This is a genomic window from uncultured Sphingomonas sp. (genome assembly GCF_913774285.1).
In the GTDB taxonomy this organism is placed as follows: domain Bacteria; phylum Pseudomonadota; class Alphaproteobacteria; order Sphingomonadales; family Sphingomonadaceae; genus Sphingomonas.
The window spans coordinates 290,044-313,190 of record NZ_CAJYHX010000008.1 but is presented as its reverse complement, the minus strand read 5'-3'; the positions used below and the strand labels follow the sequence as shown (position 1 = coordinate 313,190).

Below are 23,147 nucleotides of genomic sequence, written 5' to 3'. Positions count from 1 at the left end.
CCGTCGCTATCACGCGTCAAACGGCTTTGCACCTCGACCCGCAGGCGATGCGCTCAGCCGAGTGCCCGGTAGAGGCTGAACGCACTGGTCGCGGTCAGCACGATGCCGACCAGGCTCAGCAGCAGCCGCACCGGCATGCGCTTGGCGAACATCGCGCCGAACGGCGCCGCGACCACGCCCCCGAGCAGCAGCCCCAGCACCGGGTGCCAGAAATCCGGGGTGAAGCCCTGCGCGCCGATATGGAAGAGGAAGGTCGCCGAGATGGTCAGCGTCAGGAAGAATTCGGTGGTGTTGACCGTGCCGATGGTCGTGCGCGGCTGCGCGCCCTGGACCAGCAGGTTGCTCGTCACCACCGGCCCCCAGCCGCCGCCGCCCGCTGCGTCGAGGAAACCGCCGGCAAGCCCCAGCGGCTCGACGATCTTCGGCTCGCGGTGATGGGGGGCGAAGCGGATCGCGCGAAACAGCAGATAGAGCCCGATCGCCGAGAGATAGGCCATCACGAACGGCCGTGTGACCGAGGCATCGAGCGTGGTCAGCACATAGGCACCGAGCACGCCGCCGATAATACCGGGTATCAGCAGCCGCGCGAACAGCCGCCAGTTGACGTTGCGGTGCAGGACATGGCTGAGCCCGGAAACGCCGGTCGTCATCGTCTCGACCAGATGGACGCCGGCTGAGGCGGTGGCAGGCGCGATGCCTAGCACGCTTACCAGCAGCGTGCTCGATATCACTCCGAAGGCCATGCCGAGCGCGCCGTCCACCAGCTGGGCGGCGAAACCGACGGCGACATAGGGCAGCATTTCGGCGAGCGTGATTCCGGCGAACATCCATGCCCCTGTTGCGGCGGTCGGCCTCTCGAAATGGCGGGTTCCGCCAAATCCTACAAGCCCGATAGTGTATGATCGGGACGGGCATATGGCGGGGCGATGCTGGAAATTCCGGGAATGCTCCCCTATTTTGCCTGCTGCAAAGGGGTCCGGCCATGTACCAGCGTCTCAAGCGCTATCTCGATTCAATCCATGCGCGCGATCCCGCGCCACGCAGCCGGCTGGAAATCCTGCTCTATCCGGGCGTCTGGGCGCTCGGCTATCACCGCATCGCGCATGCGCTGTTTCGCCGCCGCTTCTTTTTCCTCGCCCGGCTGGTCAACCACTGGTCGCGCTGGATGACCGCGATCGACATCCATCCCGGTGCGACGATCGGCCATAATTTCTTCATCGACCACGGCTTCGTCGTGATCGGCGAGACCGCGACCATCGGCGACAACGTCACCATCTACCAGTGCGTGACGCTGGGCGGCACCAGCCCGGACAATGGCGTGGGCGGCAAGCGTCACCCCACCTTGCTCGACGGCGTGATCATCGGCTCCGGCGCGCAGGTGCTGGGCCCGATCACGGTCGGCGAGCGCGCGCGGATCGGCGCCAATGCGGTCGTCACCAAGGACGTCGCGCCCGGCGCGGTGATGGTGGGCATCCCGGCCAAGCCGACCTTGGTCGAGGCGGTGACCTGGCAGAAGGATTTCGTGCCCTATGGCACGCCGTGCAGCGACGTGTTCGATCCTTCCAGCCAGAAGCTAGAGCTGATGCGCTGCGAGCTGGACACGCTGCGCAAGCGGCTCGACGCGATGATCGCCGAGCGCGAGGCCGAGGCCGAACGGCGCGACCGGGCCTGATGGGAACCGTTACCCCGCTTCCCCTTGCGCGCGCCGAGCAGGTCGGCTTCGATCGCCTCGAACTCAACCGGATCCTCGATCTCTACGGCCGGATGGTCGCTGCCGGGCACTGGCGCGACTATGCGATGCAGTTCGAGAAGGACTTTGCCGCCTTCGCCGCCTTCCGCCGCGCCGCCGAGCGGCCGGAATATCGCATCGAGAAGCGGCCGTCCCTGCGCAACCGCCAGGGGATGTGGGCGCTGGTCAACGAGAGCGGGGCGGTGCTCAAGCGCGGGCATGAGCTTGGCCCGGTGCTGGCCCCGGTCGAGCGCCGGCTGATGAAGCTGGTCGAAGAATAGGCTAGCCGCACCCCTTCCGGCCCGTCCCTGCAGCGGTCCCCCTCCGGGATTGCTGCGCTGCGGTACGTCAAACGCCCCATGGCGGCGCATGCCGTTTCCCCAAAGTCTGCAGCCCACAAGCCAGCCGCACAGGTGGCGGCCAGGGACCAAAGCAGAAAAAGGGGGCTAGGGTGGCACGATCGATTTCCCGCGCGGCGCTGTTGGGTGCAACCGTTCTCGCAAGCTTCGGTGCGACCCGCGCGGCGGCGCAGACCGAAGGCGCCGGCACCGCGTCGGTCCAGCAAAGCGACGACCAGGGGGGCGGCAGCGGCAACGAAATCGTCGTCACCGGCAGCCGCCGCAGCGTGACGCTGCAGGACGCCCCCATCAACATCAGCGCAGTGTCGCAGGAAACGCTGCAGCGCCAGCGCGTCGACGATATCCGCGGGCTCGCCGCCTTCACCCCCGGCGTCACCATCGTCGATACCGGCCCTGCCAGTTCGGGCAACGTCATCCTGCGCGGCCTCTCCTCGGGCGACACCAGCGCGACGGGCGCCAACGCCAATGACTCGGTGGGCATCTATCTCGGCGAAGTGCCGCTGTACCTCGACTTCAAGCTGATCGACATCGAGCGGGTCGAGACGCTGCTCGGGCCGCAGGGCACGCTGTACGGCCTCGGCACGCTGGCAGGCGCGGTGCGCTACATCCCCAACCGCCCAAATACGAGCCGCTTCTCGGTCGACCTGCACGGCCGCGGCTATGCCCAGTCGCACAGCGACGACTTCGGCCGGATCGGCGACGTGACCGTCAATCTGCCGCTGATCGCCGACCATGTCGCACTGCGCTCGGTCGTCGGCTATTACGACAATCCGGGCTTCATCGATTACGACTATCTGCTGCAGAAGCCCGGCATTTCCGATCCGCAACCGGTGCGCGGCACCAGCGCCGCCGATGCGTCGCTCGGCACCCGCGCCGACTATGCCCAGAACTACAAGCGCGCCGCCGACGTCAATTTCGAGCACACCTTCACCACGCGCAACACGCTGCTGCTCGAATACAATCCCAACGTGAAGGCGTTCCTCACCTACGCGCACCAGGATACCAAGACCAACGGCCGCCAGGCGAACGGGGCGGGCGTGCTCGGCACGGGGAATTACGTCGGCCCGTGGCGCTATCTCGAGCCGTTCCACCGCTCGGCGGACCTGTTCTCGGCCGAGCTCAACATCAACCTGTTCAACGTGGTGAACTTGGTCAGCACCACCGCCTATACCGAACAGAAGATCGAGAATGTCGACGACAATACCGACCTGCTGCTCGACCTGAACTATGGCTATGAGGCGTTCCCCGCCTTCTCGTCTTTCGCCAACAACCATCGCAAGTACAAGCAGCTGAACCAGGAGGTCCGCCTGGTCTCGTCGCATGGCGGGCCGGTGAACTGGGTGATCGGCGGCTTCTACAACCGGCTGAAATATGCCAGCGACCGCCAGGAATATACGCCGGGCTTCGCCGCCTTCGCGGGAATCAACCGGCCCGACGACCTAGAGTACATCTCCTTCGTCGATACCAAGACGGTGGAGAAGGCGGTCTATGGCGAGGCGACGCTGCACGCGACCTCGGCCTGGCAGGTCACCGGCGGCCTGCGCTATTTCAAGTATGACGCGACCGCGACCGGCGGCACCGACACGCCGCTGTTCGGCGGGGGCCTCACCCGCACGCCCTATCCGCTGATCCAGTTCGCGCCGAGCCGCGTCCGCTCGGGCAGCACCGGCGACGACGGCTTCGTGTGGAAGGCCAACACCTCGTACAAGTTCAGCCCCGACCTGCTCGCCTATGCGACCTACAGCACCGGCTACCGGATCGGTGGCGTCAACCGGGTCGCGCCCTGCGTGATCCCGCTGCCGGCGGGGCAGAATGTCTGCGCGCTGCCCAACGAGCTCGCCTACAAGCCCGACAAGACGCGCAACATCGAGGTCGGCGTGCGCGCCTCGCTGTTCGACAAGCGCCTCCAGTTCACCCTCGACGCGTTCCGGGTGAAGTGGGACGACGTGCAGGTGCCCAGCCAGACGGTCAACGGCGCGGTGGGCATCACCACCAATGCCGGCGCGGCGGTCTCCAAGGGCGTGGAGTTCTCGGGCTCGTTCAAGATCGTGCCGCGGCTCACCCTGCAGGGCACCTATGCCTATGTCGACGCCCATCTGAGCGAGGACTTCCCCGATCTCGTGGTCAGCCAGGGCGTCCGCTACGATGCCAAGAACGGCGATCGCCTGCCCGGCTCGGCCAAGCATTCGGGCAGTGCGCAGCTGATCTACACCCAGCCGCTGCCGCATGGCGGCGAGATCGAGGCGACCTGGGCGGCGACCTATACCGGTGACATCTATTCGCGCGTCGGTCTGCGCGGCTTCGGCGAGGCGATCCCCGACTATATGACCCACCGCGCCTCGGTCACCTATCGTGACAAGACCTACGAGGTGAGCCTGTTCGCCGACAACATCTTCGACAAATATGCCTATACCTCGATCAGCAACGACATCAGCTCGTTCAACCAGACGCGCACCGGCGTGGTCGAGCGCTATTATGCGCGATCGGTGCTGACCCCGCGACGGGTCGGCATCGACTTTCGCATCCATTACTGACCGCCATCGCCGCCGCGCTGCGTGGCGGCGTGCACCGACTTGCTCCCGCGGGAGGCGCCCCTCGCGCCTCCCGCACCCCTGGTTCAAGGTGAAGACATGCTGAAATTGCTGGTTACCCCGCCCGCCGGCGCCCAGGCGGTCGTCGAGGCGCAGGAAGGGCGGAGCGTGATGGAGATCCTCCGCGACGCCGGCTTCGAAGCGCTGCCGGCATTCTGCGGCGGCTGCCTGTCGTGCGCGACCTGCCACATCTATGTCGACCCGGCCTTCGCCGAGCGTCTGCCGCCGATGCGCGACGACGAGGACGCGCTGCTCGACAGCGCCGAACAGCGGCGCCCGAGCTCGCGGCTTTCCTGCCAGATCCCGTTCGGCCCGGCGCTCGACGGCCTCGTGGTGGAGATCGCGCCCGATCTGGGGTGACCCCCGCGCGCTTCAGGCCTCCACCGGCCCCAGATCAGCCTCTGCGATCAGCTGGGCGCGATAGGCCTGCATCTTCGCGGCGAGCTGGACCCGGATCCCGTCCAGCGCGTCGGCGGGGATCGAGAGCCGGCCCAGGCTGCGGCGCACCGAGGTGCGGTTCTTGTGGATCTTGAAGAACAATATCTGGGTGATGACCTCGTCGGCCGCCAGCCCGAACGCGGCCATCTCGGCGAGCAGCCCCTGCTCGGGGCTCTGGCGAACATAGGTGAACTGGAAGCGGCCGATCTTCTGGCGCGTGCTGCGCTTGTTGAACAGCGCGATGAAGGGGGCCTTGCCGTTCATCTGGTAGAGCCCGTCGAGCACCGCCAGCACGGCCTGCGCCGCGCCCGCGATCGGCGCAAGGAAGGCGGTGATCACCCCGGTAATGGCCTGGTGCACGTCGAGGCCGTCGCCCTTGACGTCGAGTTCGGAGGTGTCGCGCTGCTGGATCAGCCAGCCGAGCCGCATCATCCAGCGGAAATAGGCGTCGAAGAACAGCATCGGATCTGCGTCCTGCCCGACCTCGTGTAGCGCCATCAGCTGGGCGAACAGCGCACTGTCCGAAATCGCCTGGCGGAACGCCGCCTCGACGCCGGTTCCGAACGAGACGACATCGGCGCCGATCACCAGCGACTGTTCCTTGCCCGGATCGAAGTCGGGCAGCCCGCCGCCGGCGGGCGCGTCGACGGCGAAGGCTTCGGCGGGCGGCAGCTGGGCGGCGGCAATGGCGTCGCGCGCTTCGTGGATGGTCGGCATCGAAAGTCCTCCCTCTTGTCGTCAGAGCACGTGATATTCGAGGTACAGGTCGGTTTCGGTGAGCCGCGCCAGGAAGTCGGCATCGACGGCCCTGAGCTCCGGATCGGCGGCGCGCGAAACTGCGTCATAACGGCGGTCGTTGCGCAGGATGCGGTCCTTGGTGCGTGCCCGCAGCGCGGCCTTCACCCGCGGATTGGGCATCTGCCAGCCGCTGGCGCCCTGCTTCTTGCCCAGTTCCTCGTCGGTAGGGACCGCCGCCACCAGGTCGTCGCGCGTCATCATCGCCAGCCCCTTCTCGTCGAGCGTGGCATTGTGGCTGCCATGATGCCCCACCTTGTAGAAACGGGTGCGGTTGAGGATCTGTTCGGCGCTGTGTTCGGTCCCGGTCTCGTCGCGATAGGATTGTTCGTGCCACGACAGCCAGTTGCCGACCTGCGCATCCCCGGCGAACACCATCGCCGTGCCGTCGGGCAGGTCGAAGGCGAGCGCGAGGCTGGTATTGTTGGTGTCGCTGTCGAGCTTGAGCGCGAGCGGATCGGCGATGCCCAGCCAGTCGGCGTCGATCCTGCGCCGTTCGTTCATTTTGAACAGCGCCCGGTCCTTCGGGCGCTTCTCCGCCGCCTTGTCGCCGAAATAGCGCGCGGCGAGCCACGCGGCGTCGTCCGAATCCAGCCGGCCCTGCGCGACGTCCGCCACCGGTAGCGTGCGATATTGCGGCGCGAACGGCGTGTCCGCGCCGGTGCCGAGATCGCCGCCCTGGGCGAAGCGCAGTATCTCGTCGCTCAGCCGAAGGTCGGCGAGATAGGTTTCCTGCGCCTTGCCCGAAGACGGCTTGTCCTTGAACAGAAACGCCTCGTTGCGCGGTGGCCCCAGCACATAGGCGCGCAGCGCCGGCGCCCCCGGCTTCGCCGCCGGGGTGGGCAGCACCGTACCGGGTTCGAGGAACTGCGGCGGCGCCTTCGACTTGCCCTTGAGCGCGGCCATGATCTCGCGGCCCTGCAGCCGCTTGGCGCCGTTGCTCGTCGCCCCGCGAAAGCCCTGCAATCCCAGTGTCTGCGATGCGACCGCCGCGGCCGGCGAGTTGCCGTCGCGGCGGATCCGCTCGGCCAGCGCGCTGAGCGCCGCCCCGGTCTTGTCGAAGCGTTCGCGCAGCCGCTCGACCTGCGGATCGCCGTCCTTCTCGGTCCAGCCCATCCACAGATTGGCGATCTGCAGCGTCTCCGCGCCCGTTGCCGGATCGGGGCCGGCGAGGAACACGTCGCGTGCCTGCGAGAAGCCGGAGATATGGTCCCAATGCTCGTGCGTCACCACCAGCAGATCGAGCACGCCGCCGGTGGTCTCGACGATATCGGCGGCGATCGCCTGCATCCGCGCATCGGCATCGGCGCTGCCGAGCAGCAGCCCGCAATCGATCAGGATGTGCGATGCCTGGTCGCCCTGGACGATCCGGATCAGGAAACAGTCGCCCAGCATCCCCTTGTACGCGGCGTCCGGAGACAGCGCCCGGTACATGCGGACAAAGACCTGGAGCGGCGCGTTCGCCGTGGTTGCGGTGCTCGTCATCACGACTCCCGATGGATGAAGGCGAAGGGTTCGCGCGGATTGCCGGTGACGGCGGCGGTGGCGGCGAGCATGTCCCCGCTGCGGAAGGCACGCTCGCGCGCAAGCCGCGCGTCATCGTCGATGCGTTTGCGCAGCACACGCAGCAGCCGCCCGTCGCGCAGATCGATGTGCAGCGTCGCGCCGGCGCGGAACCAGAAGTCCGGCGTTTCCCAGCGCAGCGCGCCGATCACATCCTTCTTGCCCGAATCGGCGGCCTTCTGCTCCTCGGGGTCGAAATAGGCGCGGCGGCGCTGGACGACCTGCGCGATCAGCATGTGCATCTCGAACCCGTCGGGGCCCGTGCGCCGCGAGATGCGGGCCGAATGCACCTCGAAATTGGGCAGCGCATCGGCCTTGGTGCCGCCCGCGATCGAGCGCAGCGCCGCGGGATCATCGACGTCCTGCACGCGCGCCGAGGCCGGAGTCAGCTTCAGGCCCAGCAGCCGCTCCCAATCGTGGCGATCGGTGGTGCACCGTGCGAGCCATTCGTGGATCTCGCGCTGGTTGTGCGTGACCACGCGCATCGCCAGGTCGCGCAGGTTGCGACCTCCGCCAGCGCGGGAGCGGTAGTCCCGCCGGGTATAGGTAACCTTACAGCTGCCGTCTGGCTCGTCGCCCTCCGCCCTGCTTCCCGCAAGGACGTCGTCGGCCTGGTCGAACGCTGCGTCGAACTGGAGCCGCTTGAGCATGTCGGCGAACCACCAGGCGAGCGCGTCGTCCGGGTCCATCCCGGCCTGGGGCGGGGCCTCTCCCTCCGGCGTGCCGTTGGCGCGCGCTATCAGCGCCGGATATTCCTCGGCGCGCGGCGGATCCCACAACAGGCTGTCCGGCGCCATCGAGATGCAGCCGGGGACGGTGATGCCCCAGCGCTTGAACGCCTCGACGAAGGCGACACGATAATGGAGCGGGTCGTCGCGCACGAGATCGGTGTCGGCCGTGATGATCGCGCGCAGATATTCGCCGAAAGTCGTCCCGATCGGCGGCAGATAGTCGAGCGCGCGCACGCACATCCGCAGCACCTGGTCGGCAGCGCTGGCCGCCTCCTGCGCCAGTCGTCCGACCAGATCGGGGCTGAGGCCGTTGCCGGGCACCAGCCCCGGGCGGGCGAGCCGCAGCAGGTCCTCGCTGCGGCGCTCGTAGATGGTGACGAACGCGTCGAACACCGCCGCGACCAGGAAGCCGCCGCGGGCATGCGGCTCGGTCGTCTCGCGCAGCTTGGTGACGGCCGCGGCGATGCTCGCGGCCGAACCCTCGCCCGTTCGTGCACGATCGCCCAGCGCCTCGAGCGCGTAGCGGAGCGCCTTGCTGCGCCCGATCGCCCGGCCGAACTGCTCGCCCAGCCCGGTCAGCAGCCCCGGTTCGCGCAGCGAGCCGTGGCTCGCGGCAAGCAGCTGGCGCACCACCGGCGCCATCGAGAAATGCTGGAGCAGCGCGACGATGTCGGCAAAGCCCTCGTGGAAGGCGCGCGCGTCGACATGGCTCGGGTCGATCGAGCGCTGGCGCATGCCGTGCAGGATCGCATGCGCCGTCTCGTGCGCGATGACGTCCTGCGACAGGCAGGTGAACACCCAGCTCGCCTGTACGTCCGCCGCGCTTTCCTGCGGCTTGAAATAGCCGAACAGCAGCGCCCGCTTGTCCGGGCTGTAATAGGCATTGGCCTCGCGCAGGGCGTGCGGATAGATTCGCAGCCGCGGGGTGAAGTTGCGCTCGATCGCATCGCGCGGCAGCTCGCGGGACGAGACCCGGTCGTCGCGGGCCCACAGCACGACGCGGCCAAGCGCGCGTTCGAAGGCGCGGATCGTCCGCATCACCACGGCGAACACCATCTGCTGGTGAAATTGCGGGCGACCTTCGGAGGGTTCCAGCCCGCCGTCGCGCAGCCAGGGATGGTTGAGGTCGACCGGGGCGTAGAACAGCCCCGCGGCGGGATCGATGTCGATCACCTCGACATAGTCGTTGACCGGGCCCTTCTCGAGCGGCGCTTCCCAGCGCTCCTCCCACGGCAGCTCGATGACATAGTCGTTGGCCATCGCCGTCGCCAGCGTGACCGAGGCCTGCGGGTCGAAGGCATAGACCTTCAATCGGCGCACGGCAGGCTTTGGATATTTCGAACTCACACGCCTCTCCCCCTCCGAGAGCAGTGTTTTGCAGTCGATCGATGAAGTTTTTATGGTGCGACCGGCACGTCGCCCTCTGCACGGTGCGGGCCACCCGGCAAGGTGGCGGCGATCGGGACGAGAGTCGACTTCCTATGGCTGCGATAGCAGGTCAGTGTGACGCTGATAAGTCCGCAACCCTGGCTGCGACCTCAGCCGCGCGCGTCTTCCTGTACCATGTCAAATTCGCGCACGCCGCGCAGGCGACGGGCATTGCTTACCAGCTCGCGCAGCTTTTCGCGGCGTTCGCGGGCATATTCGACGTCGCGGATCACCAGCGGGCCGCCGCGCGTCGTCTCGTCCGACGAGGTGATGGTGAGCGTGCCGATGCCCGAGATCTGGTTGACGATCGAATAGTCGAGCCGCACGTCCTTCACCCGGTACAGCTCGATCTCGTCGATCGATTTGCGGACGATGCCGCGATAGAGGACGATGCGATCCTCGGTGACTTCGTAGAGCGTCGCCTTGTTGGCGATCCAGCGCGCCGCCAGGATCACGAAGCCGATCCCGACCAGGCACAGCGCCACCGTCGCCCAGCCGGCGAACGAGCCCTTGAGCCATCCGGCGGTCGAGGATTGGAAGCGATCGATCAGCTGCGCCATGCCACCATCATAGCCAGGCCGGCGGCCGCCGCAACGGGGATGTCAGCCGGCGGTGGGGGTGAGGAAGCGCACCCATTCCTCGCGGCTGATCCTGTCGTCGCGGTTCGCGTCGGCGCCGATGAAGCTGCGGTCGATCCAGGCCTTGGCCTCGGGTGCCTCGGGCTTGAAGTCGGCATCCTTGGCGGTGCGCAGCGCGGCGAGCCAGCTGCCATATTCGGCCTTGTCGAGCACGCCGTCGCCATTGGCGTCGTAGCGGGCGAACTGCGCCTCTACCGGCAGCTTGGCGGGGTCGGGGCGCGGGGTGGGCTGGGCGGCCTCGGCGGCGGGGGGCGGCGTGCCCGTGGTGTCGGCACCCTGCAACGGCTTGTCCGCGGGGGTGGGCTGCGTGCCCGGCATCGCCTGGTTGGCGGCAGGGGCGGCGGACTGTCCGTGCTGCGCCGGCTGCGCAGGTGCCTGCGGCGCGGGGGCACTGACCTGCAGGGCGGCGGCGAGCAACAACGGCGTCAGCATCGGGCGATCTCCTCGGGTGGGACAACGGCCGGGGCGCGGGTTCGGTTGCCGCTGTGGCCGGTTCTTGCTAGGCGCGGCGGCGACCCGCCCGGGGCTGCCGGGCACCCCCATTCCGCACAGAAGGAACGCCATGGTCCCCCGTTATGCCCGCGCCGCGATGACCGACATCTGGTCGCCCGAGACGCGCCTCGCCATCTGGTTCGAGATCGAGGCGCACGCCACGCAGGCGCTCGCCGACCTCGGCGTGGTGCCGCAGAGTGCCGCCAAGGCGCTGTGGGACTGGTGGGCGACCAAGCCGGCGATCGACGTCGCCGCGATCGATGCGATCGAGGCCGTGACCAAGCATGACGTGATCGCCTTCCTCACCTGGGTGGCCGAGCAGGTGGGCGAGGAGGCCCGCTTCATGCACCAGGGCATGACCAGCTCCGACGTGCTCGACACCTGCCTCGCGGTGCAGCTCGCCCGCGCCAGCGACCTGCTGCTCGCCGATATCGACGCGCTCCTGGAAGTGCTGGAGCGCCGCGCCCGCGAGCACAAGATGACCCCGACGATCGGCCGCAGCCACGGCATCCATGCCGAGCCGGTCACCTTCGGCCTCAAGCTCGCCGAGGCGCATGCCGAGTTCCAGCGCAACAAGGCGCGCCTGCTCGCCGCCCGCGCCGACATCGCCACCTGCGCGATCTCGGGCGCGGTCGGCACCTTCGCCAATATCGATCCGCGCGTGGAAGCGCATGTCGCCGAGAAGCTCGGCCTGTCGGTCGAGCCGGTCTCGACCCAGGTGATCCCGCGCGACCGCCATGCGATGTTCTTTGCGACGCTGGGCGTGATCGCCTCGTCGATCGAGCGTCTCGCGGTCGAAATCCGCCACCTGCAGCGCACCGAAGTGCTGGAGGCCGAAGAGTATTTCTCGCCGGGCCAGAAGGGCAGCTCGGCCATGCCGCACAAGCGCAACCCGGTGCTGACCGAGAATCTGACCGGCCTCGCCCGCATGGTGCGCGGCTATGTCACCCCGGCGCTGGAGAATGTCGCGCTGTGGCACGAGCGCGACATCAGCCACTCCTCGGTCGAGCGCTATATCGGTCCCGATGCGACGATCACGCTGGACTTCGCGCTGGCCCGTCTCACCGGCGTGGTCGACAAGCTGCTGGTCTATCCGGTGCGGATGCAGAAGAACCTCGATCGCATGGGCGGCCTGGTCCATTCGCAGCGCGTCCTGCTGGCGCTGACCCAGGCCGGCGTGAGCCGCGAGGACGCCTATCGCCTCGTCCAGCGCAACGCGATGAAGGTGTGGGAATCGGACGGCGAACTTTCGCTGATGGAACTACTTAAGGCGGACTCTGAAGTAACGGCGGCGCTCAGCCCGGAAGTGATCGAGGAGAAGTTCGATCTCGGTTACCACTATCGCCATGTCGACACGATCTTCGCGCGGGTGTTCGGCGCGGCATAAATTGCGGCCATTCCGGCCCTAATGGAACGGATCCACGGCGAGCGATTTCTGCTTGCCGTGGATCTATCCCTCATGAACAATCTGCCCGCATGAACGCCGCGCATCGCCGATTGCGGGAAGCCACCGGTGCCGCGCACGCACGGGTCGACGCACTGTTCAGCCGCTTCGACCTCTCCCGTCGCGACGATTATGCCGGCCTCCTCGCCGCACATGCCGAAGCGCTGCTGCCGGTGGAGGCATTGCTCGACCGGGGCGGTGCCGAGGCGATCACCGAGGACTGGCCGCAGCGCCGCCGCGCCGGCGTGATCCAGGTCGATCTCGACTCGCTCGGCATCGCCATCGATGCTCCTGAAAGCCAGGATTCCGTTACGTCCGATGCCGCGATGGCGGGCATGCTCTATGTGCTGGAAGGCTCACGGTTGGGCGGCCGGTTCCTCGCCCGCAGCGTGCCGGAAAGCTGGCCGCGCGCCTATCTGGGCAGCCACCAGCCGCCGCATATGTGGCCGCAATTGTTGGAAAAACTGGACGCGCTCCTATATGCGCCGGAATCCTTGGAACTTGCCGTAACTGCCGCCAACCAGACCCTCGGGCGGTTCGAGGCCGCCGGCACGAAGTGGCTGGCGAAGGTTGCATAAGTGGACGACGGCGTTTTTCAGGTCGACCTGACCAATTGTGATCGGGAGCCGATCCACCAGCTGGGCGCGATCCAGCCCTTCGGTTTCCTGATCGCCTTCTCGAGCGACTGGCTGATCAAGCGCGCCTCGGCGAATGTCGCGCGGCATTTCGATGTGTCGGCCGAGGACATGCTCGGCACCCATGCCAGCGACTATCTGGAAGACGACGCGATCCACGCGCTGCGCAATCGGCTGACGCTGCTGCGCGGCGACGATGCCCTGGAGCGCATCTTCGGGATCAAGGCGCTGCGAACCCGCGACCGCGCCTACGACCTCGCGCTCCACATGACCGGCGACACGATCGTCGTCGAGGGTGAGGCCTGCACTTCGGACATGCCCGGCGACACCGCCAGCACACTGCGCGCGATGATGGGCCGGCTGGACGAGAAGGAAAAGCTGGCCGACTTCTTCCGTGAGGGCGCGCGCCAGGTGCGGGCGCTGACCGGCTTCGACCGGGTGATGGTCTATCGGTTCGAGCGCGACGGATCGGGCGTGGTGGTAGCGGAAGCCGCGCGCAGCGGCATCGGCAGCTTCATGGACCTGCGCTATCCGGCCAGCGACATTCCGCAGCAGGCGCGCAAGCTCTATCTGCGCACGCCGTTCCGGATCATCGCCGATGTGCACGCCGAGCCCGTCGGAATCGTGCCGCCGCGCGACGAGTTCGGCGCGCCGCTCGACCTGTCACTGTCGGTGCTGCGGTCGGTGTCGCCGATCCACATCGAATATCTGAAGAACATGGGCGTGAAGGCCTCGCTGTCGATCTCGATCATCGTCGAGGGCAAATTGTGGGGCCTGTTCGCCTGCCACCATTATGGCGGCCCGCGCTGCCCGGGCTTCGAGCGCCGCTCGATGGCCGAGCTGTTCGGCCAGATGTTCGCGCTCAAGCTGGAAAGCCGCGAGCGCAAGGAACTCTCCGCCTACGAAGCGGCGGCACGGGCGACCAGCGACCGGCTGCTCGCCGCCGTGGCGAGCGACGGCGGGCTGCTCGACGACCCCGAATGGCTGGGCAGCCGGCTGCGGGAGGTGGTGCCGTGTGACGGCATCGCGATCTGGATCGGCGGCAAGGTCGCGTTCAGCGGCATCACCCCGCCGCCTTCGTCCTTCGCCGCGATCACCCGCCGGCTGAACGCGATGGCGGCGGGCCGCGTCTTCGCGACCGATCATCTGGCGGACGTGCTGCCCCAGGCCGCCGACTATGCCGATGTCGGCGCCGGACTGCTGGCGATCCCGATCAGCCGCTCCCCCCGCGACTATGTGCTGCTGTTCCGCCAGGAACTGGTGCGCACCGTCAATTGGGCGGGCGATCCCCATAAGCCGGTCAATTTGGGCCCGAACGGCGCGCGCCTGACGCCGCGGCAGAGCTTCGAGCTCTGGAGCCAGGAAGTGCGCGGCCGCTCGCTGCCCTTCACCGAGGTCGAGCTGCGCGTTGCCGAGGTCCTGCGCGCCTCGCTGATCGAAGTGGTGCTGCGCCTCTCCGACGATGCACAGGAGGAGCGCCAGCGCGCCTCCGAACGGCAGGAACTGCTGATCGCCGAGCTCAACCACCGGGTGCGCAATATCCTGGGGCTGATCCGCGGGCTGGTGCGGCAGTCGCGGGCGCCGGGGATCGATACCGCGACCTATATCCGGATGCTCGACGGCCGGATCGAGGCGCTGGCCCGCGCGCACGACCAGATCACCGAGGACAATTGGGGGCCGGCGCCGCTCGGCCGGTTGCTGCGCACCGAGGCTGCCGCCTATCTCGGCGGTCGATCGGATCGGCTCGACCAGGATGGACCGATGGTGCTGCTGCGCCCGGCAGCCTTTTCGACGCTGGCGCTGGTGTTCCACGAGCTGATGACCAACTCGGCCAAATACGGCGCCCTGTCGGACAGCGGCACCGTCTCCGTGCGCTGGGAGCTCGATGCGCAGGGCGACTGCCGGATCGAATGGCGCGAGCGAGGCGGACCCGTGGTCCAGCCGCCGACGCGGCAGGGCTTCGGCACCACGATCATCCAGCGCTCGGTGCCCTATGATTTGGGCGGCAAGGCGACGGTGCGCTATCCGCTCACCGGCCTGGAGGCGGAGTTCTGCATCCCGGCGCGGCATGTGGTGCTAGACGGCGACGCTGCCGCGAAGCATGCCCGCGACGTGGAAGAGCCCGTGCCGGCGCCCATGGGCGGCGAGATGCGCCCGGTGCTGCGCGGCCCGGTGCTGCTGGTCGAGGACAGCCTGATCATCGCGATGGACGCCGAGGACATCCTGCTGCGCCTGGGCGCCGAGCGGGTGGTGACGGCGGCATCGATCGGCAGCGCGCTCGAGGAAATCGCGGCGGAGCAGTTCGACGTGGCGATCCTCGACGTCAATCTCGGCGCCGAAACCAGCCTGCCGATCGCCGATCGCCTCCGCGCGAACGGCGTGCCCTATGCTTTTGCGACGGGCTATGGCGAGCAGCTCCAGCTCGACGCCGACCATGCCGGGGTGCCTGTGCTGCAGAAGCCCTACACGGCGGTGAACATGGCGCGGATGCTGGAAGGGTTGCTGGGCCGGTAGGGCCGACGCCCGATGCCCCCACCCGAGGGTGGGGGCAGGTACGCGTACTTAGGCCATCGCCCCCTGCTGGGTGGGCGGCAGCCGCCGGCCGAAGTCGCCGAGCACCCCGACGGCGGCGCTCCGCATCGGGTGCCAGAAGGCGGAGAGCGACAGCAGCGCCGAGCCGATCACCAGCCCGGTGAACGCAGCACTCAGCTCCACCGCGCCGCTCTGGTGGAACAGCGAATACATCGCCCACAACACATAGGCGAGGCTGGAGACGAGCAACGCGCGCCGGTCCACCGCCAGCGCCACGAAGGCGAAGAACAGGTAAAGCGCGAAGACCAGCGCCGCCATCGGTGCGCCGATCTCGCCGTCGAACACGCCGAGCATGTGGAACACCGGATGGGCGATCAGCGGCGCGGCGGCGAGGTGCAGCCAGAAGGCGACGTCGGCACGGCGGGTGCGGCGCTCGAGATCGGTCATGTCCCACCGCATCGCCGCGATGAACGTCGCGATGCCGCCGACCAGCAGGATCGCGTTGACCCAGTCCTTCGCGGCGGGGATCAGCGAGAGGATCAGGCCGACCGAGACGCCGACCACGGCCAGCGCGCCGGCTGCCACCGTGATCGGCACCATGAAGCGCCGCCAATGCACCCAGGCCGCGGCCGCGGTGAGGCTGCCGGCCACGGCGGCGATCGCCCCGCCGAAGCGCTGCTGCGCGACCTGGCTGGTCAGGTGCAGCATATCGGTGAGCCACTGGCCGTTGATCACGAACAGGCCCGCGATGGTCGCGCCCGCGCCGCCGACAAAGCCGAGCAGCAACAGGATCGAGGGGAGCGCCAGTCGGCGCCGCGCGGTGAAATATTCGGCGAGCATCCAGCTGGTCGCGGCCACCGCGGCGCCCCCGCCGATCAGGTTCGCGCCGAGGACGCGCGGCTCGGGGCCGCCGCCGGTCAGCATCTCGACCAGGCTGCCGCCCAGCTTGCCGATTGCCAGCAGGATCAGCGCCGCCGCGATGGTGACGAAGATGTCGTTGAAGCCGCTCAGCAGCCGGAAATGCTCTTCGTCCACCGCGGGCGCAGACCGGCTGGCGGCGACATAGTTGCGGAACGCCGTCGCGGCGTCGGGGGTGAGTGCCCCGGCCTCCACGGCGCTTGCCAGTTCGCTTTCGCTATACATCGGCAATCCTCCTTCGTGCCGGGAGAATGCCACGAGTGTATTGCTGATGCAATACGGTGATGCGCTTAGCTAGCGCTGCAGCTTGCTGAGGATCGCCATGGTCTGCTCGGCGCCCGATCCGGGGACGATCTCGCCGGTGCGGTCGATGATTTGCGCCCATTGCGCGGCGACGGACTCCGGCGTCGGCTCGGCCAGCACTGCACCTTGCGTGAGGGTTACATAGGCGGCCTGCACCACGCCCGCGCCGGCACCTACGATCATGTTGCTCGGCGCCTCCTCCGAGACCAGGAACAGCGCGGCGGGGGCGACATGCTCGGGCGCGAAGGCGGCGAAGGCGGCTTCGGGGAAGAGGCCCTCGGTCATCCGCGTGCCCGCCACCGGGGCGATGGTGTTGACGCGGATGCCGTGCTTGGCGCCTTCCAGGTGCAGCGTCTTGGCGAGCCCGGCGAGGCCGAGCTTGGCCGCGCCGTAATTCGCCTGGCCGAAATTGCCGAACAGGCCGGTTGAGGACGCGGTCATCAGGATGCGGCCATAGCCTTGTTCGCGCATCGTCTCCCACACCGCCTTGGTGGCGTTGGCCGAGCCGATCAGGTGCACGTCGACGACGAAGGCGAAGTCCTCGGGCGTCATCTTGGCGAAGCTCTTGTCGCGGAGCACGCCGGCATTGTTGATCAGGATGTCGATTCGGCCCCAGCGCGCCTTGGCGGCTTCGGCCATCGCGACCATCGCCGCGGCATCGGTGACGCTGCCGCCGTCCGCAATGGCTTCGCCGCCGAACGCTTCGATTTCGGCGACCACCGCACGGGCGGCATCGGAATGGCCCGAGCCGTCGCGGCTCGCGCCCAGATCGTTCACCACCACGCGGGCGCCGCGCCGGGCGAGCTCCAGCGCATAGGCACGGCCGATGCCGCCGCCGGCACCGGTGACGATGGCGACGCGGTCGTCGAAGCGGATGGTCATGGGCGATGCTCTCCAACACAGGTTTTGCGGAGAGCCTAGGGGAGGTTGGCCAGGACGCCAACCTTGGGAGGATGATCACCCCTCCCGCCTGCGGGAGGGGATGGGGGAGGGTGTGGCGTGGAGGCTCTTGCCGCGACGGCGTCGCCTGCGACCCTCACGCACCCTCCCCTAGCCCCTCCCGCAAGCGGAAGGGGGACGAGGCGTTACTTGCCGCCGGGCTGGCGGCAATGGTCCTTCACGGTGCGCGAGCACCGCGGATAGCTGGCCGGATCCGACGGCGGGGGCGGCGGTGCGGCGGCTGCGGCCGGGGCAGGTGCAGCTGCGGGCGCCGGCGGTGCCGCAGCGTCAGCCGGTGCTGGCGGCGCGGGCGGTGCGGGCGGCGCGCCCGGTGCAGTCGTGCCCGGGGGCGGGGGCGGCGACGGGGCCACGCCCGAACCCGGCGGCGGCGGAGGCGGCGGCGGGGGCGAGGCTTCGCCGGCGCCGGTCGTGCCGTTCATCGGAGCAGGCGGCGCTGCCGGATCGGTCTGCGGGGTCGTCTGGCCCTGCATCGGCGGTGCTGGGGGCGGGGCGGGCTGTGCCTGGGTCTGGTCCGGCGTCGTCTGCTGCGCCGGCATATCCTGCGCGATGGCGGTGCCGCTGAGGACCATCGCCGAGGCGAGAAGCATCCACTTCATCTTGTGTCTCCTTCTTCATGAAAGACGAGGGTGCGAACGTCCGCAGGGCGGAATTTGTTGCAACCACGTTTCCGGGAAGCGGGAGCCGGGGCGCGGCAATCGATCGCCGCCGCGCCCCGATTTCGGCTCAGTTGCCCGCGTCGAGCGCGTAGCCGGCGGAGCGGACCGTGCGGATGATGTCCGGCCGATTGCCCTTGTTGATCGCCTTGCGCAGGCGACGGATATGCACGTCGACGGTGCGCGACTCAATATCGCTGTCATGTCCCCACACCGCATCGAGCAGCCGCTCGCGCGAGAACACCCAGCCCGGATGCTCGAGGAAATGCTTGAGCAGGCGGAACTCGGTCGGCCCCAGCTGGATCACTTCGCCGCCGCGGCGAACCTTGTGGCCCACCGTGTCCATCTCGATGTCCGAATAGGTGAGCGCCTCGCCGGCCAGCGCCGGACGCACGCGGCGGAGTACTGCGCCGACGCGGGCGACGAGCTCGCGCGGCGAGAAGGGCTTGGTGACATAATCGTCGGCGCCGGTCTCGAGCCCGCGGACGCGGTCTTCCTCTTCGCCGCGTGCCGTCAGCATGATGATCGGCACGTTCGCCGTCTCCGGCATGCGGCGCAGGCGGCGGCACACCTCGATGCCCGAGAGCCCCTCGACCATCCAGTCGAGCAGCACGATATCGGGCGTCGCCTCCTTGGCGAGCAGCAGCGCTTCCTCGCCATCGGGGGTGTGCTTCACTTCATAGTCTTCGCGCTTGAAATGCCAGGTGACGAGCTCCGCGATCGCGGCATCGTCTTCCACCAGCAGCATCTTGACCCGTGCCATATGTTCCCCTCAGCTCCCGCTGCTTTCGCCGGCTTCCGCATCGGCGAGATAGTGCCCGGTCGCGGCAAAATAGACCATTTCGGCGACGTTGGTTGCATGGTCGCCGATCCTCTCCAGATTCTTGGCGACGAACAGCAGGTGCGCGACCTGGCTGATCGTGCGCGGATTCTCTACCATGAAGGTCACCAGCGTACGGAAGATCGAATCGTAGAAATCGTCGAGCGCGGTATCGCTGGCATGCACCTCGGCCGCCGCCCTGGCGTCGCGCGCCGAAAAGGCGTCGAGCGCGGCGCGCACCATGTCGGCGGCGATCTGGCCCATGGCGGGCAGGATCGAGACCGCCTCGATCCGCTCCTCGCCCTCGGCATGGATCATCGGCACGCGCTTGGCGATGTTCTTGGCATAGTCGCCGATCCGCTCGACCACCGCAGCGATCTTCATCGCGGCAATCACCTCGCGCAGATCGTCCGCCATAGGTGCGCGGAGCGCGATGACGCGGACGACGAGCTTTTCGATCTCGGCCTCCAGCGCGTCGATCTGCTTGTCCTTCTTGCGCACCGTCTTCGCCAGCGCCTCGTCGCCGCGCTGCAGTGCCTTCATCGCGTCGTAGATCGCCTGCTCGGCAAGGCCGCCCATCTGCGAGATCAGCGCGCGCAGCTGGCTGATGTCCTGGTCGAACGCCTTGACCGTATGCTCGTGGCCCGATGCCATCAGCCGTACCTTCCGGTGATATAGTCCTTCGTGCGCTCTTCTCGGGGCGCGGTGAAGAGGTTGTCGGTCTCGCCATATTCGACCAGCTGGCCGAGATGGAAGAAGGCGGTGCGCTGGGAGACGCGGGCGGCCTGCTGCATGTTATGCGTGACGATCACGATCGCGTAGCGGCCGCGCAGCTCGTGGATCAGCTCCTCGATCTTGGCGGTGGCGATCGGATCGAGCGCGCTGGCTGGCTCGTCCATCAGGATCACTTCGGGATCGACGGCGATCGCGCGGGCGATGCAGAGGCGCTGCTGCTGGCCGCCGGAGAGCGCGGTGCCGCTGTCCGAGAGGCGATCCTTCACTTCTTCCCACAGCCCCGCGCGCTTCAGCGAGCGCTCGACGATATCTTCCAGGTCGCTCTTCGACGCGGCCAGGCCGTGGATGCGCGGCCCATAGGCGACATTCTCGAAGATCGATTTCGGGAACGGATTGGGCTTCTGGAACACCATGCCGACGCGGGCGCGCAGCTGCACCACGTCCATGTCGTCGGCGTAGATGTCGGCGCCGTCCAGCGTGATCTCGCCCGACACCCGCGCGCTGGCGATGGTGTCGTTCATCCGGTTGAAGGTGCGCAGGAAGGTCGATTTGCCGCAGCCCGACGGGCCGATAAAGGCGGTGACCTTGTCCATGTCGACGTCGATCGACACGTCCTTCACGGCCTGTTTCTGGCCGTAGAACACGCTGACGCCGCGGGCCGACATCTTGTGGGGAGCGGGGGAGAGGGCGGTCATTACCAGCGGGTCTCGAACTTGTTGCGGAGGTAGATGGCGAGCCCGTTCATCGCGAGCAGCACCGCGAGCAGCACCAGGATCGCGGCGCTCGTCTTCTCGACGAAGCCGCGGCTGACCTCGTCGGACCAGAGGAAGATCTGCACCGGCAGCACGGTCGAGGGATCGGTGAAGCCTCCCGGCGCGGTGACGATGAAGGCACGCATGCCGATCAGCAGCAGCGGCGCGGTCTCGCCCAGCGCCCGTGCCATGCCGATGATCGTGCCGGTTAGGATGCCGGGCATCGCCAGCGGCAGGACATGGTGGAACACCACCTGGATCGGGCTTGCGCCAATGCCGAGCGCGGCGTCGCGGATCGAGGGCGGCACGCCCTTGATCGCGTTGCGGCTGGCGATGACGATCACGGGCATGATCATCAGCGCCAGCGTCACGCCGCCGACCAGCGGCGCCGAGCGCGGCAGCATCGGGCCGAAGCTGTGCCCGCCGATCTGCCAGGTGCCGAGGAACACGGCGAGCCCGAGCAGACCGAAGATGATCGAGGGCACCGCCGCGAGATTGTTGATCGAGACCTCGATCAGATCGGTCCAGCGGTTCTTGGGCGCATATTCCTCGAGATAGATCGCCGAGAGCACGCCCACCGGGAAGGCGATCAGGAAGGTGATCGCCATGGTGAGCAGCGAGCCCTTGAGCGCCCCCCACACGCCGACCGCGACCGGATCGGTGGAGTCGGATTCGCTGAGGAAGGTCCAGTTGAAGCCGCGATGGATCGCGCCCTGCTTGGTCAGCCGGGCGACGCCGGCTTCCATCGCCGGATCGCCGTCCCCGGCCAGCGCACGGTCGAAGCCGGTGGCGGCGGGAACATAGACGGTCGCGCGCCGCTCGAGCAGCGACGGATCGCGCTTCATCGCGCTGCGCACCGCCAGCCAAGCGCTGGGGGCGAGATAGGTCGGCCCATCGGTCCCGAAGGCGCGCGTCGCGGCATTCTCCACCACATCCTCCAGCCCCGCGCTCGCCAGCGCGAGATCGGCGGCGGGGGTGGCGAGCTGGCTGCGCTCGATCTTGAGGCCGTCCGCCTTCAGGTCGATCGGCAGCGCCAGTTCGGTGACGGTGAAGCCGCGCCAGCCCTGCGCCACCATGGTGAGGAGCAGGAAGCCGAGAAACGCCGCAGACAGAATCACCGCGCCCGCGCCGAGCACGCGGAAGCGCCGCTCGGCGGCATAGCGGCGGCGGATGCGCTTCTGCATCGCCGTGCTCTTCCAGTCGGTCGGCCGGCGCTCGGCCTGGGCGGCGGGCTTACTCATAGGCTTCGCGATACTTCTTCACGACGCGCAGCGCGACGATGTTGAGCAGCAGGGTGATGACGAAAAGCGTCAGGCCCAGCGCGAAGGCGGCGAGTGTCTTGGGGCTGTCGAACTCGGCCTCGCCGGTCAGCAGGTCGACGATCTGCTTGGTGACGGTGGTGGCGCTCTGCAGCGGGTTGAGCGTGATCGTCGCCGCGCCCGAGGCTGCCATCACCACGATCATCGTCTCGCCGATCGCGCGGCTGACCGCGAGCAGCACGCCCGCCACCACGCCCGGCAGCGCGGCAGGCACGAGCACGCGCGAGATCGTCTCGCTGGTCGTGGCCCCCATCGCCAGGCTGCCGTCGCGCATCGAGGTCGGCACCGCGGCGAGCGAGTCGTCGGCCATCGAGGAGACGAAGGGGATGATCATCACGCCCATCACCAGACCCGCGGCCAGCGCGCTTTCGGAGGAGGCGAAGGGGTCGCCGAGCAGCACCGCCAGCTTGCGCACGGCAGGGGCGACGGTCAGCGCGGCGAAATAGCCATAGACCACGGTCGGCACGCCCGCGAGCATCTCCAGCGTCGGCTTCATCCAGCGGCGCGTGGTCGGCGAGGCATATTGGGTGAGATACACCGCGCTCATCAGTCCGAAGGGGATAGCTACCAGCATCGCGATCACCGCGCCGATGAAGAAGGTGCCCCAGAACAACGGCACCGCACCGAGCGACGCGCCGGGGTTCTTCGCGTCGATCACCTGCGGGCTCCAATGGGTGCCGAACAGGAACTGGGTGATCGGCACCTGTTGGAAGAAGCGCAGCGATTCCCAGAAGAGCGAGACGAAGATGCCGATGGTGGTGAAGATCGCGATCAGCGAGGCGACCAGCAGCCCCATCATCAGCGTGCGCTCCACCTTGGAGCGGGCGCGGAAATCGGCGCGGATGCGGCTGAGCGCAAAGGCCGCGCCGGCAAAGGCGAGCAGCACGGCGGCGGCGGTGCCGGTCCAGGCGTAACGGCGGCTGGCGTCGCGCACCACGGGAGCGAGCTGGCGGGCGAGCGGGTCGGCCTCGGTCTCATACGGGTTCTTCGCCACCGCGCGCGCCTGGGCGAGCACCGAATCGCGCTCGAAGGCAAAGTCGGAGAGGCCGGCTGCGGCGGGGCTCTGCAGCACGGTCTGGCGAACGAGGCCGGGGCTGATCCCCGACCAGACGACCAGGAACAGCAGCGGCGGCAGGATCGTCCACATGCCGACGAACCAGCCATGCTGCGCCGGCAGCGAATGCAGCCGCTTGGCGCCGCCGCGATCGAAGCGCAGCGCGCGCGCCCGCGCCGTCAGCCAGCCGATCAGCCCCAGGCCGAGGATCAGGAACAGTAACGCGAAGGGGTTCACCGGCGGAGCATTTCAGCAGGT

At 68.1% G+C, this 23,147-nt stretch carries 21 protein-coding genes; 7 read left to right on the top strand and 14 right to left on the bottom strand.

All coding sequences use genetic code 11. The features are described 5' to 3' along the window. Positions 1-53: 53 nt before the first annotated feature. On the bottom strand, positions 54-827 hold the full coding sequence (locus QZ670_RS05210) for a sulfite exporter TauE/SafE family protein (RefSeq protein ID WP_294252719.1): 774 nt from the start codon (positions 825-827) through the stop codon (positions 54-56). Positions 828-982: 155 nt separating this feature from the next. Here QZ670_RS05210 and epsC point away from each other — a divergent pair, with 155 nt between their 5' ends. The 4 genes from epsC to QZ670_RS05190 all read left to right on the top strand — a co-directional run bounded on the left by epsC (position 983) and on the right by QZ670_RS05190 (position 5,039). Further along, positions 983-1,672, top strand: a complete 690-nt coding sequence (gene epsC / locus QZ670_RS05205) for a serine O-acetyltransferase EpsC (protein WP_093298692.1) — start codon at positions 983-985, stop codon at positions 1,670-1,672. Then, a complete protein-coding gene (locus tag QZ670_RS05200) occupies positions 1,672-2,010 on the top strand; it encodes a DUF2794 domain-containing protein (protein ID WP_294252718.1) in 339 nt (112 codons plus the stop codon). Before epsC ends, QZ670_RS05200 begins: the two co-directional genes overlap by 1 nt. 200 nt (positions 2,011-2,210) lie before the next feature. Then, positions 2,211-4,622: a TonB-dependent receptor gene (locus QZ670_RS05195; protein WP_294252717.1), complete on the top strand. Its 2,412-nt coding sequence runs from the start codon at positions 2,211-2,213 to the stop codon at positions 4,620-4,622. A gap of 96 nt (positions 4,623-4,718) precedes the next feature. Then, positions 4,719-5,039 (top strand): 2Fe-2S iron-sulfur cluster-binding protein, encoded by a 321-nt coding sequence (locus QZ670_RS05190; protein WP_294252716.1) that lies wholly within the window; start codon positions 4,719-4,721, stop codon positions 5,037-5,039. Between the two features lie 12 nt (positions 5,040-5,051). Here QZ670_RS05190 and QZ670_RS05185 read toward each other — a convergent pair whose 3' ends face one another. The 5 genes from QZ670_RS05185 to QZ670_RS05165 form a co-directional block, all read right to left on the bottom strand. After that, complete coding sequence (locus QZ670_RS05185) at positions 5,052-5,834, bottom strand: hypothetical protein (RefSeq protein ID WP_294252715.1); 783 nt, start codon at positions 5,832-5,834, stop codon at positions 5,052-5,054. Positions 5,835-5,855: 21 nt separating this feature from the next. Next, positions 5,856-7,397, bottom strand: a complete 1,542-nt coding sequence (locus QZ670_RS05180; protein ID WP_294252714.1) for an MBL fold metallo-hydrolase — start codon at positions 7,395-7,397, stop codon at positions 5,856-5,858. Further along, the gene (locus QZ670_RS05175; RefSeq protein ID WP_294252713.1) at positions 7,397-9,526 is read right to left on the bottom strand and encodes a hypothetical protein; all 2,130 of its coding nucleotides are present in this window, start codon (positions 9,524-9,526) and stop codon (positions 7,397-7,399) included. The genes QZ670_RS05180 and QZ670_RS05175 overlap by 1 nt, the downstream gene beginning before the upstream one ends. Positions 9,527-9,744: 218 nt before the next feature. Continuing rightward, positions 9,745-10,194 (bottom strand): PH domain-containing protein, encoded by a 450-nt coding sequence (locus QZ670_RS05170; RefSeq protein ID WP_294252712.1) that lies wholly within the window; start codon positions 10,192-10,194, stop codon positions 9,745-9,747. Positions 10,195-10,236: 42 nt separating this feature from the next. Next, on the bottom strand, positions 10,237-10,704 hold the full coding sequence (locus QZ670_RS05165) for an EF-hand domain-containing protein (protein WP_294252711.1): 468 nt from the start codon (positions 10,702-10,704) through the stop codon (positions 10,237-10,239). 130 nt (positions 10,705-10,834) lie between these two features. Between QZ670_RS05165 and purB the strand changes: the two genes are divergently transcribed. The 3 genes from purB to QZ670_RS05150 all read left to right on the top strand — a co-directional run bounded on the left by purB (position 10,835) and on the right by QZ670_RS05150 (position 15,357). Beyond that, positions 10,835-12,151: an adenylosuccinate lyase gene (gene purB, locus QZ670_RS05160; RefSeq protein WP_294252710.1), complete on the top strand. Its 1,317-nt coding sequence runs from the start codon at positions 10,835-10,837 to the stop codon at positions 12,149-12,151. An 89-nt stretch (positions 12,152-12,240) separates the two neighbouring features. Further along, positions 12,241-12,786, top strand: a complete 546-nt coding sequence (locus QZ670_RS05155; protein WP_294252709.1) for a biliverdin-producing heme oxygenase — start codon at positions 12,241-12,243, stop codon at positions 12,784-12,786. After that, complete coding sequence (locus QZ670_RS05150; RefSeq protein ID WP_294252708.1) at positions 12,787-15,357, top strand: HWE histidine kinase domain-containing protein; 2,571 nt, start codon at positions 12,787-12,789, stop codon at positions 15,355-15,357. 48 nt (positions 15,358-15,405) lie between these two features. Here QZ670_RS05150 and QZ670_RS05145 read toward each other — a convergent pair whose 3' ends face one another. From QZ670_RS05145 to pstC, 8 genes are all read right to left on the bottom strand, one after another. Continuing rightward, a complete protein-coding gene (locus tag QZ670_RS05145) occupies positions 15,406-16,518 on the bottom strand; it encodes a hypothetical protein (RefSeq protein WP_294252707.1) in 1,113 nt (370 codons plus the stop codon). A 69-nt stretch (positions 16,519-16,587) separates the two neighbouring features. Further along, positions 16,588-17,478, bottom strand: a complete 891-nt coding sequence (locus QZ670_RS05140) for an SDR family NAD(P)-dependent oxidoreductase (RefSeq protein WP_294252706.1) — start codon at positions 17,476-17,478, stop codon at positions 16,588-16,590. A gap of 203 nt (positions 17,479-17,681) precedes the next feature. Continuing rightward, positions 17,682-18,152, bottom strand: coding sequence for a hypothetical protein (locus tag QZ670_RS05135; protein WP_294252705.1), 471 nt, complete (start codon positions 18,150-18,152; stop codon positions 17,682-17,684). Between the two features lie 127 nt (positions 18,153-18,279). Further along, positions 18,280-18,972: a phosphate regulon transcriptional regulator PhoB gene (phoB, locus tag QZ670_RS05130; protein WP_064314091.1), complete on the bottom strand. Its 693-nt coding sequence runs from the start codon at positions 18,970-18,972 to the stop codon at positions 18,280-18,282. Between the two features lie 9 nt (positions 18,973-18,981). Then, the gene (phoU, locus tag QZ670_RS05125) at positions 18,982-19,683 is read right to left on the bottom strand and encodes a phosphate signaling complex protein PhoU (RefSeq protein ID WP_294252704.1); all 702 of its coding nucleotides are present in this window, start codon (positions 19,681-19,683) and stop codon (positions 18,982-18,984) included. Beyond that, entirely contained in the window at positions 19,683-20,459 is a 777-nt protein-coding gene (pstB, locus tag QZ670_RS05120) for a phosphate ABC transporter ATP-binding protein PstB (RefSeq protein WP_093298717.1), read from the bottom strand. Before pstB ends, phoU begins: the two co-directional genes overlap by 1 nt. Continuing rightward, positions 20,459-21,757, bottom strand: a complete 1,299-nt coding sequence (gene pstA / locus QZ670_RS05115; RefSeq protein ID WP_294252703.1) for a phosphate ABC transporter permease PstA — start codon at positions 21,755-21,757, stop codon at positions 20,459-20,461. The genes pstB and pstA overlap by 1 nt, the downstream gene beginning before the upstream one ends. Beyond that, positions 21,750-23,126 carry a phosphate ABC transporter permease subunit PstC gene (gene pstC / locus QZ670_RS05110; RefSeq protein ID WP_294252702.1) on the bottom strand — a complete coding sequence of 459 codons (1,377 nt, stop codon included), beginning with the start codon at positions 23,124-23,126 and terminating at the stop codon, positions 21,750-21,752. Before pstC ends, pstA begins: the two co-directional genes overlap by 8 nt. Between the last annotated feature and the right edge of the window lie 21 nt (positions 23,127-23,147).

Coding starts and splice junctions, on each gene's coding strand:
- QZ670_RS05210 (WP_294252719.1), bottom strand. CDS start 827: ATGTTCGCCGGAATCACGCTCGCCGAAATGCTGCCCTATGTCGCCGTC.
- epsC (WP_093298692.1), top strand. CDS start 983: ATGTACCAGCGTCTCAAGCGCTATCTCGATTCAATCCATGCGCGCGAT.
- QZ670_RS05200 (WP_294252718.1), top strand. CDS start 1,672: ATGGGAACCGTTACCCCGCTTCCCCTTGCGCGCGCCGAGCAGGTCGGC.
- QZ670_RS05190 (WP_294252716.1), top strand. CDS start 4,719: ATGCTGAAATTGCTGGTTACCCCGCCCGCCGGCGCCCAGGCGGTCGTC.
- QZ670_RS05185 (WP_294252715.1), bottom strand. CDS start 5,834: ATGCCGACCATCCACGAAGCGCGCGACGCCATTGCCGCCGCCCAGCTG.
- QZ670_RS05180 (WP_294252714.1), bottom strand. CDS start 7,397: ATGACGAGCACCGCAACCACGGCGAACGCGCCGCTCCAGGTCTTTGTC.
- QZ670_RS05170 (WP_294252712.1), bottom strand. CDS start 10,194: ATGGCGCAGCTGATCGATCGCTTCCAATCCTCGACCGCCGGATGGCTC.
- QZ670_RS05165 (WP_294252711.1), bottom strand. CDS start 10,704: ATGCTGACGCCGTTGTTGCTCGCCGCCGCCCTGCAGGTCAGTGCCCCC.
- purB (WP_294252710.1), top strand. CDS start 10,835: ATGGTCCCCCGTTATGCCCGCGCCGCGATGACCGACATCTGGTCGCCC.
- QZ670_RS05155 (WP_294252709.1), top strand. CDS start 12,241: ATGAACGCCGCGCATCGCCGATTGCGGGAAGCCACCGGTGCCGCGCAC.
- QZ670_RS05145 (WP_294252707.1), bottom strand. CDS start 16,518: ATGTATAGCGAAAGCGAACTGGCAAGCGCCGTGGAGGCCGGGGCACTC.
- QZ670_RS05140 (WP_294252706.1), bottom strand. CDS start 17,478: ATGACCATCCGCTTCGACGACCGCGTCGCCATCGTCACCGGTGCCGGC.
- QZ670_RS05135 (WP_294252705.1), bottom strand. CDS start 18,152: ATGAAGTGGATGCTTCTCGCCTCGGCGATGGTCCTCAGCGGCACCGCC.
- phoB (WP_064314091.1), bottom strand. CDS start 18,972: ATGGCACGGGTCAAGATGCTGCTGGTGGAAGACGATGCCGCGATCGCG.
- phoU (WP_294252704.1), bottom strand. CDS start 19,683: ATGGCATCGGGCCACGAGCATACGGTCAAGGCGTTCGACCAGGACATC.
- pstB (WP_093298717.1), bottom strand. CDS start 20,459: ATGACCGCCCTCTCCCCCGCTCCCCACAAGATGTCGGCCCGCGGCGTC.
- pstA (WP_294252703.1), bottom strand. CDS start 21,757: ATGAGTAAGCCCGCCGCCCAGGCCGAGCGCCGGCCGACCGACTGGAAG.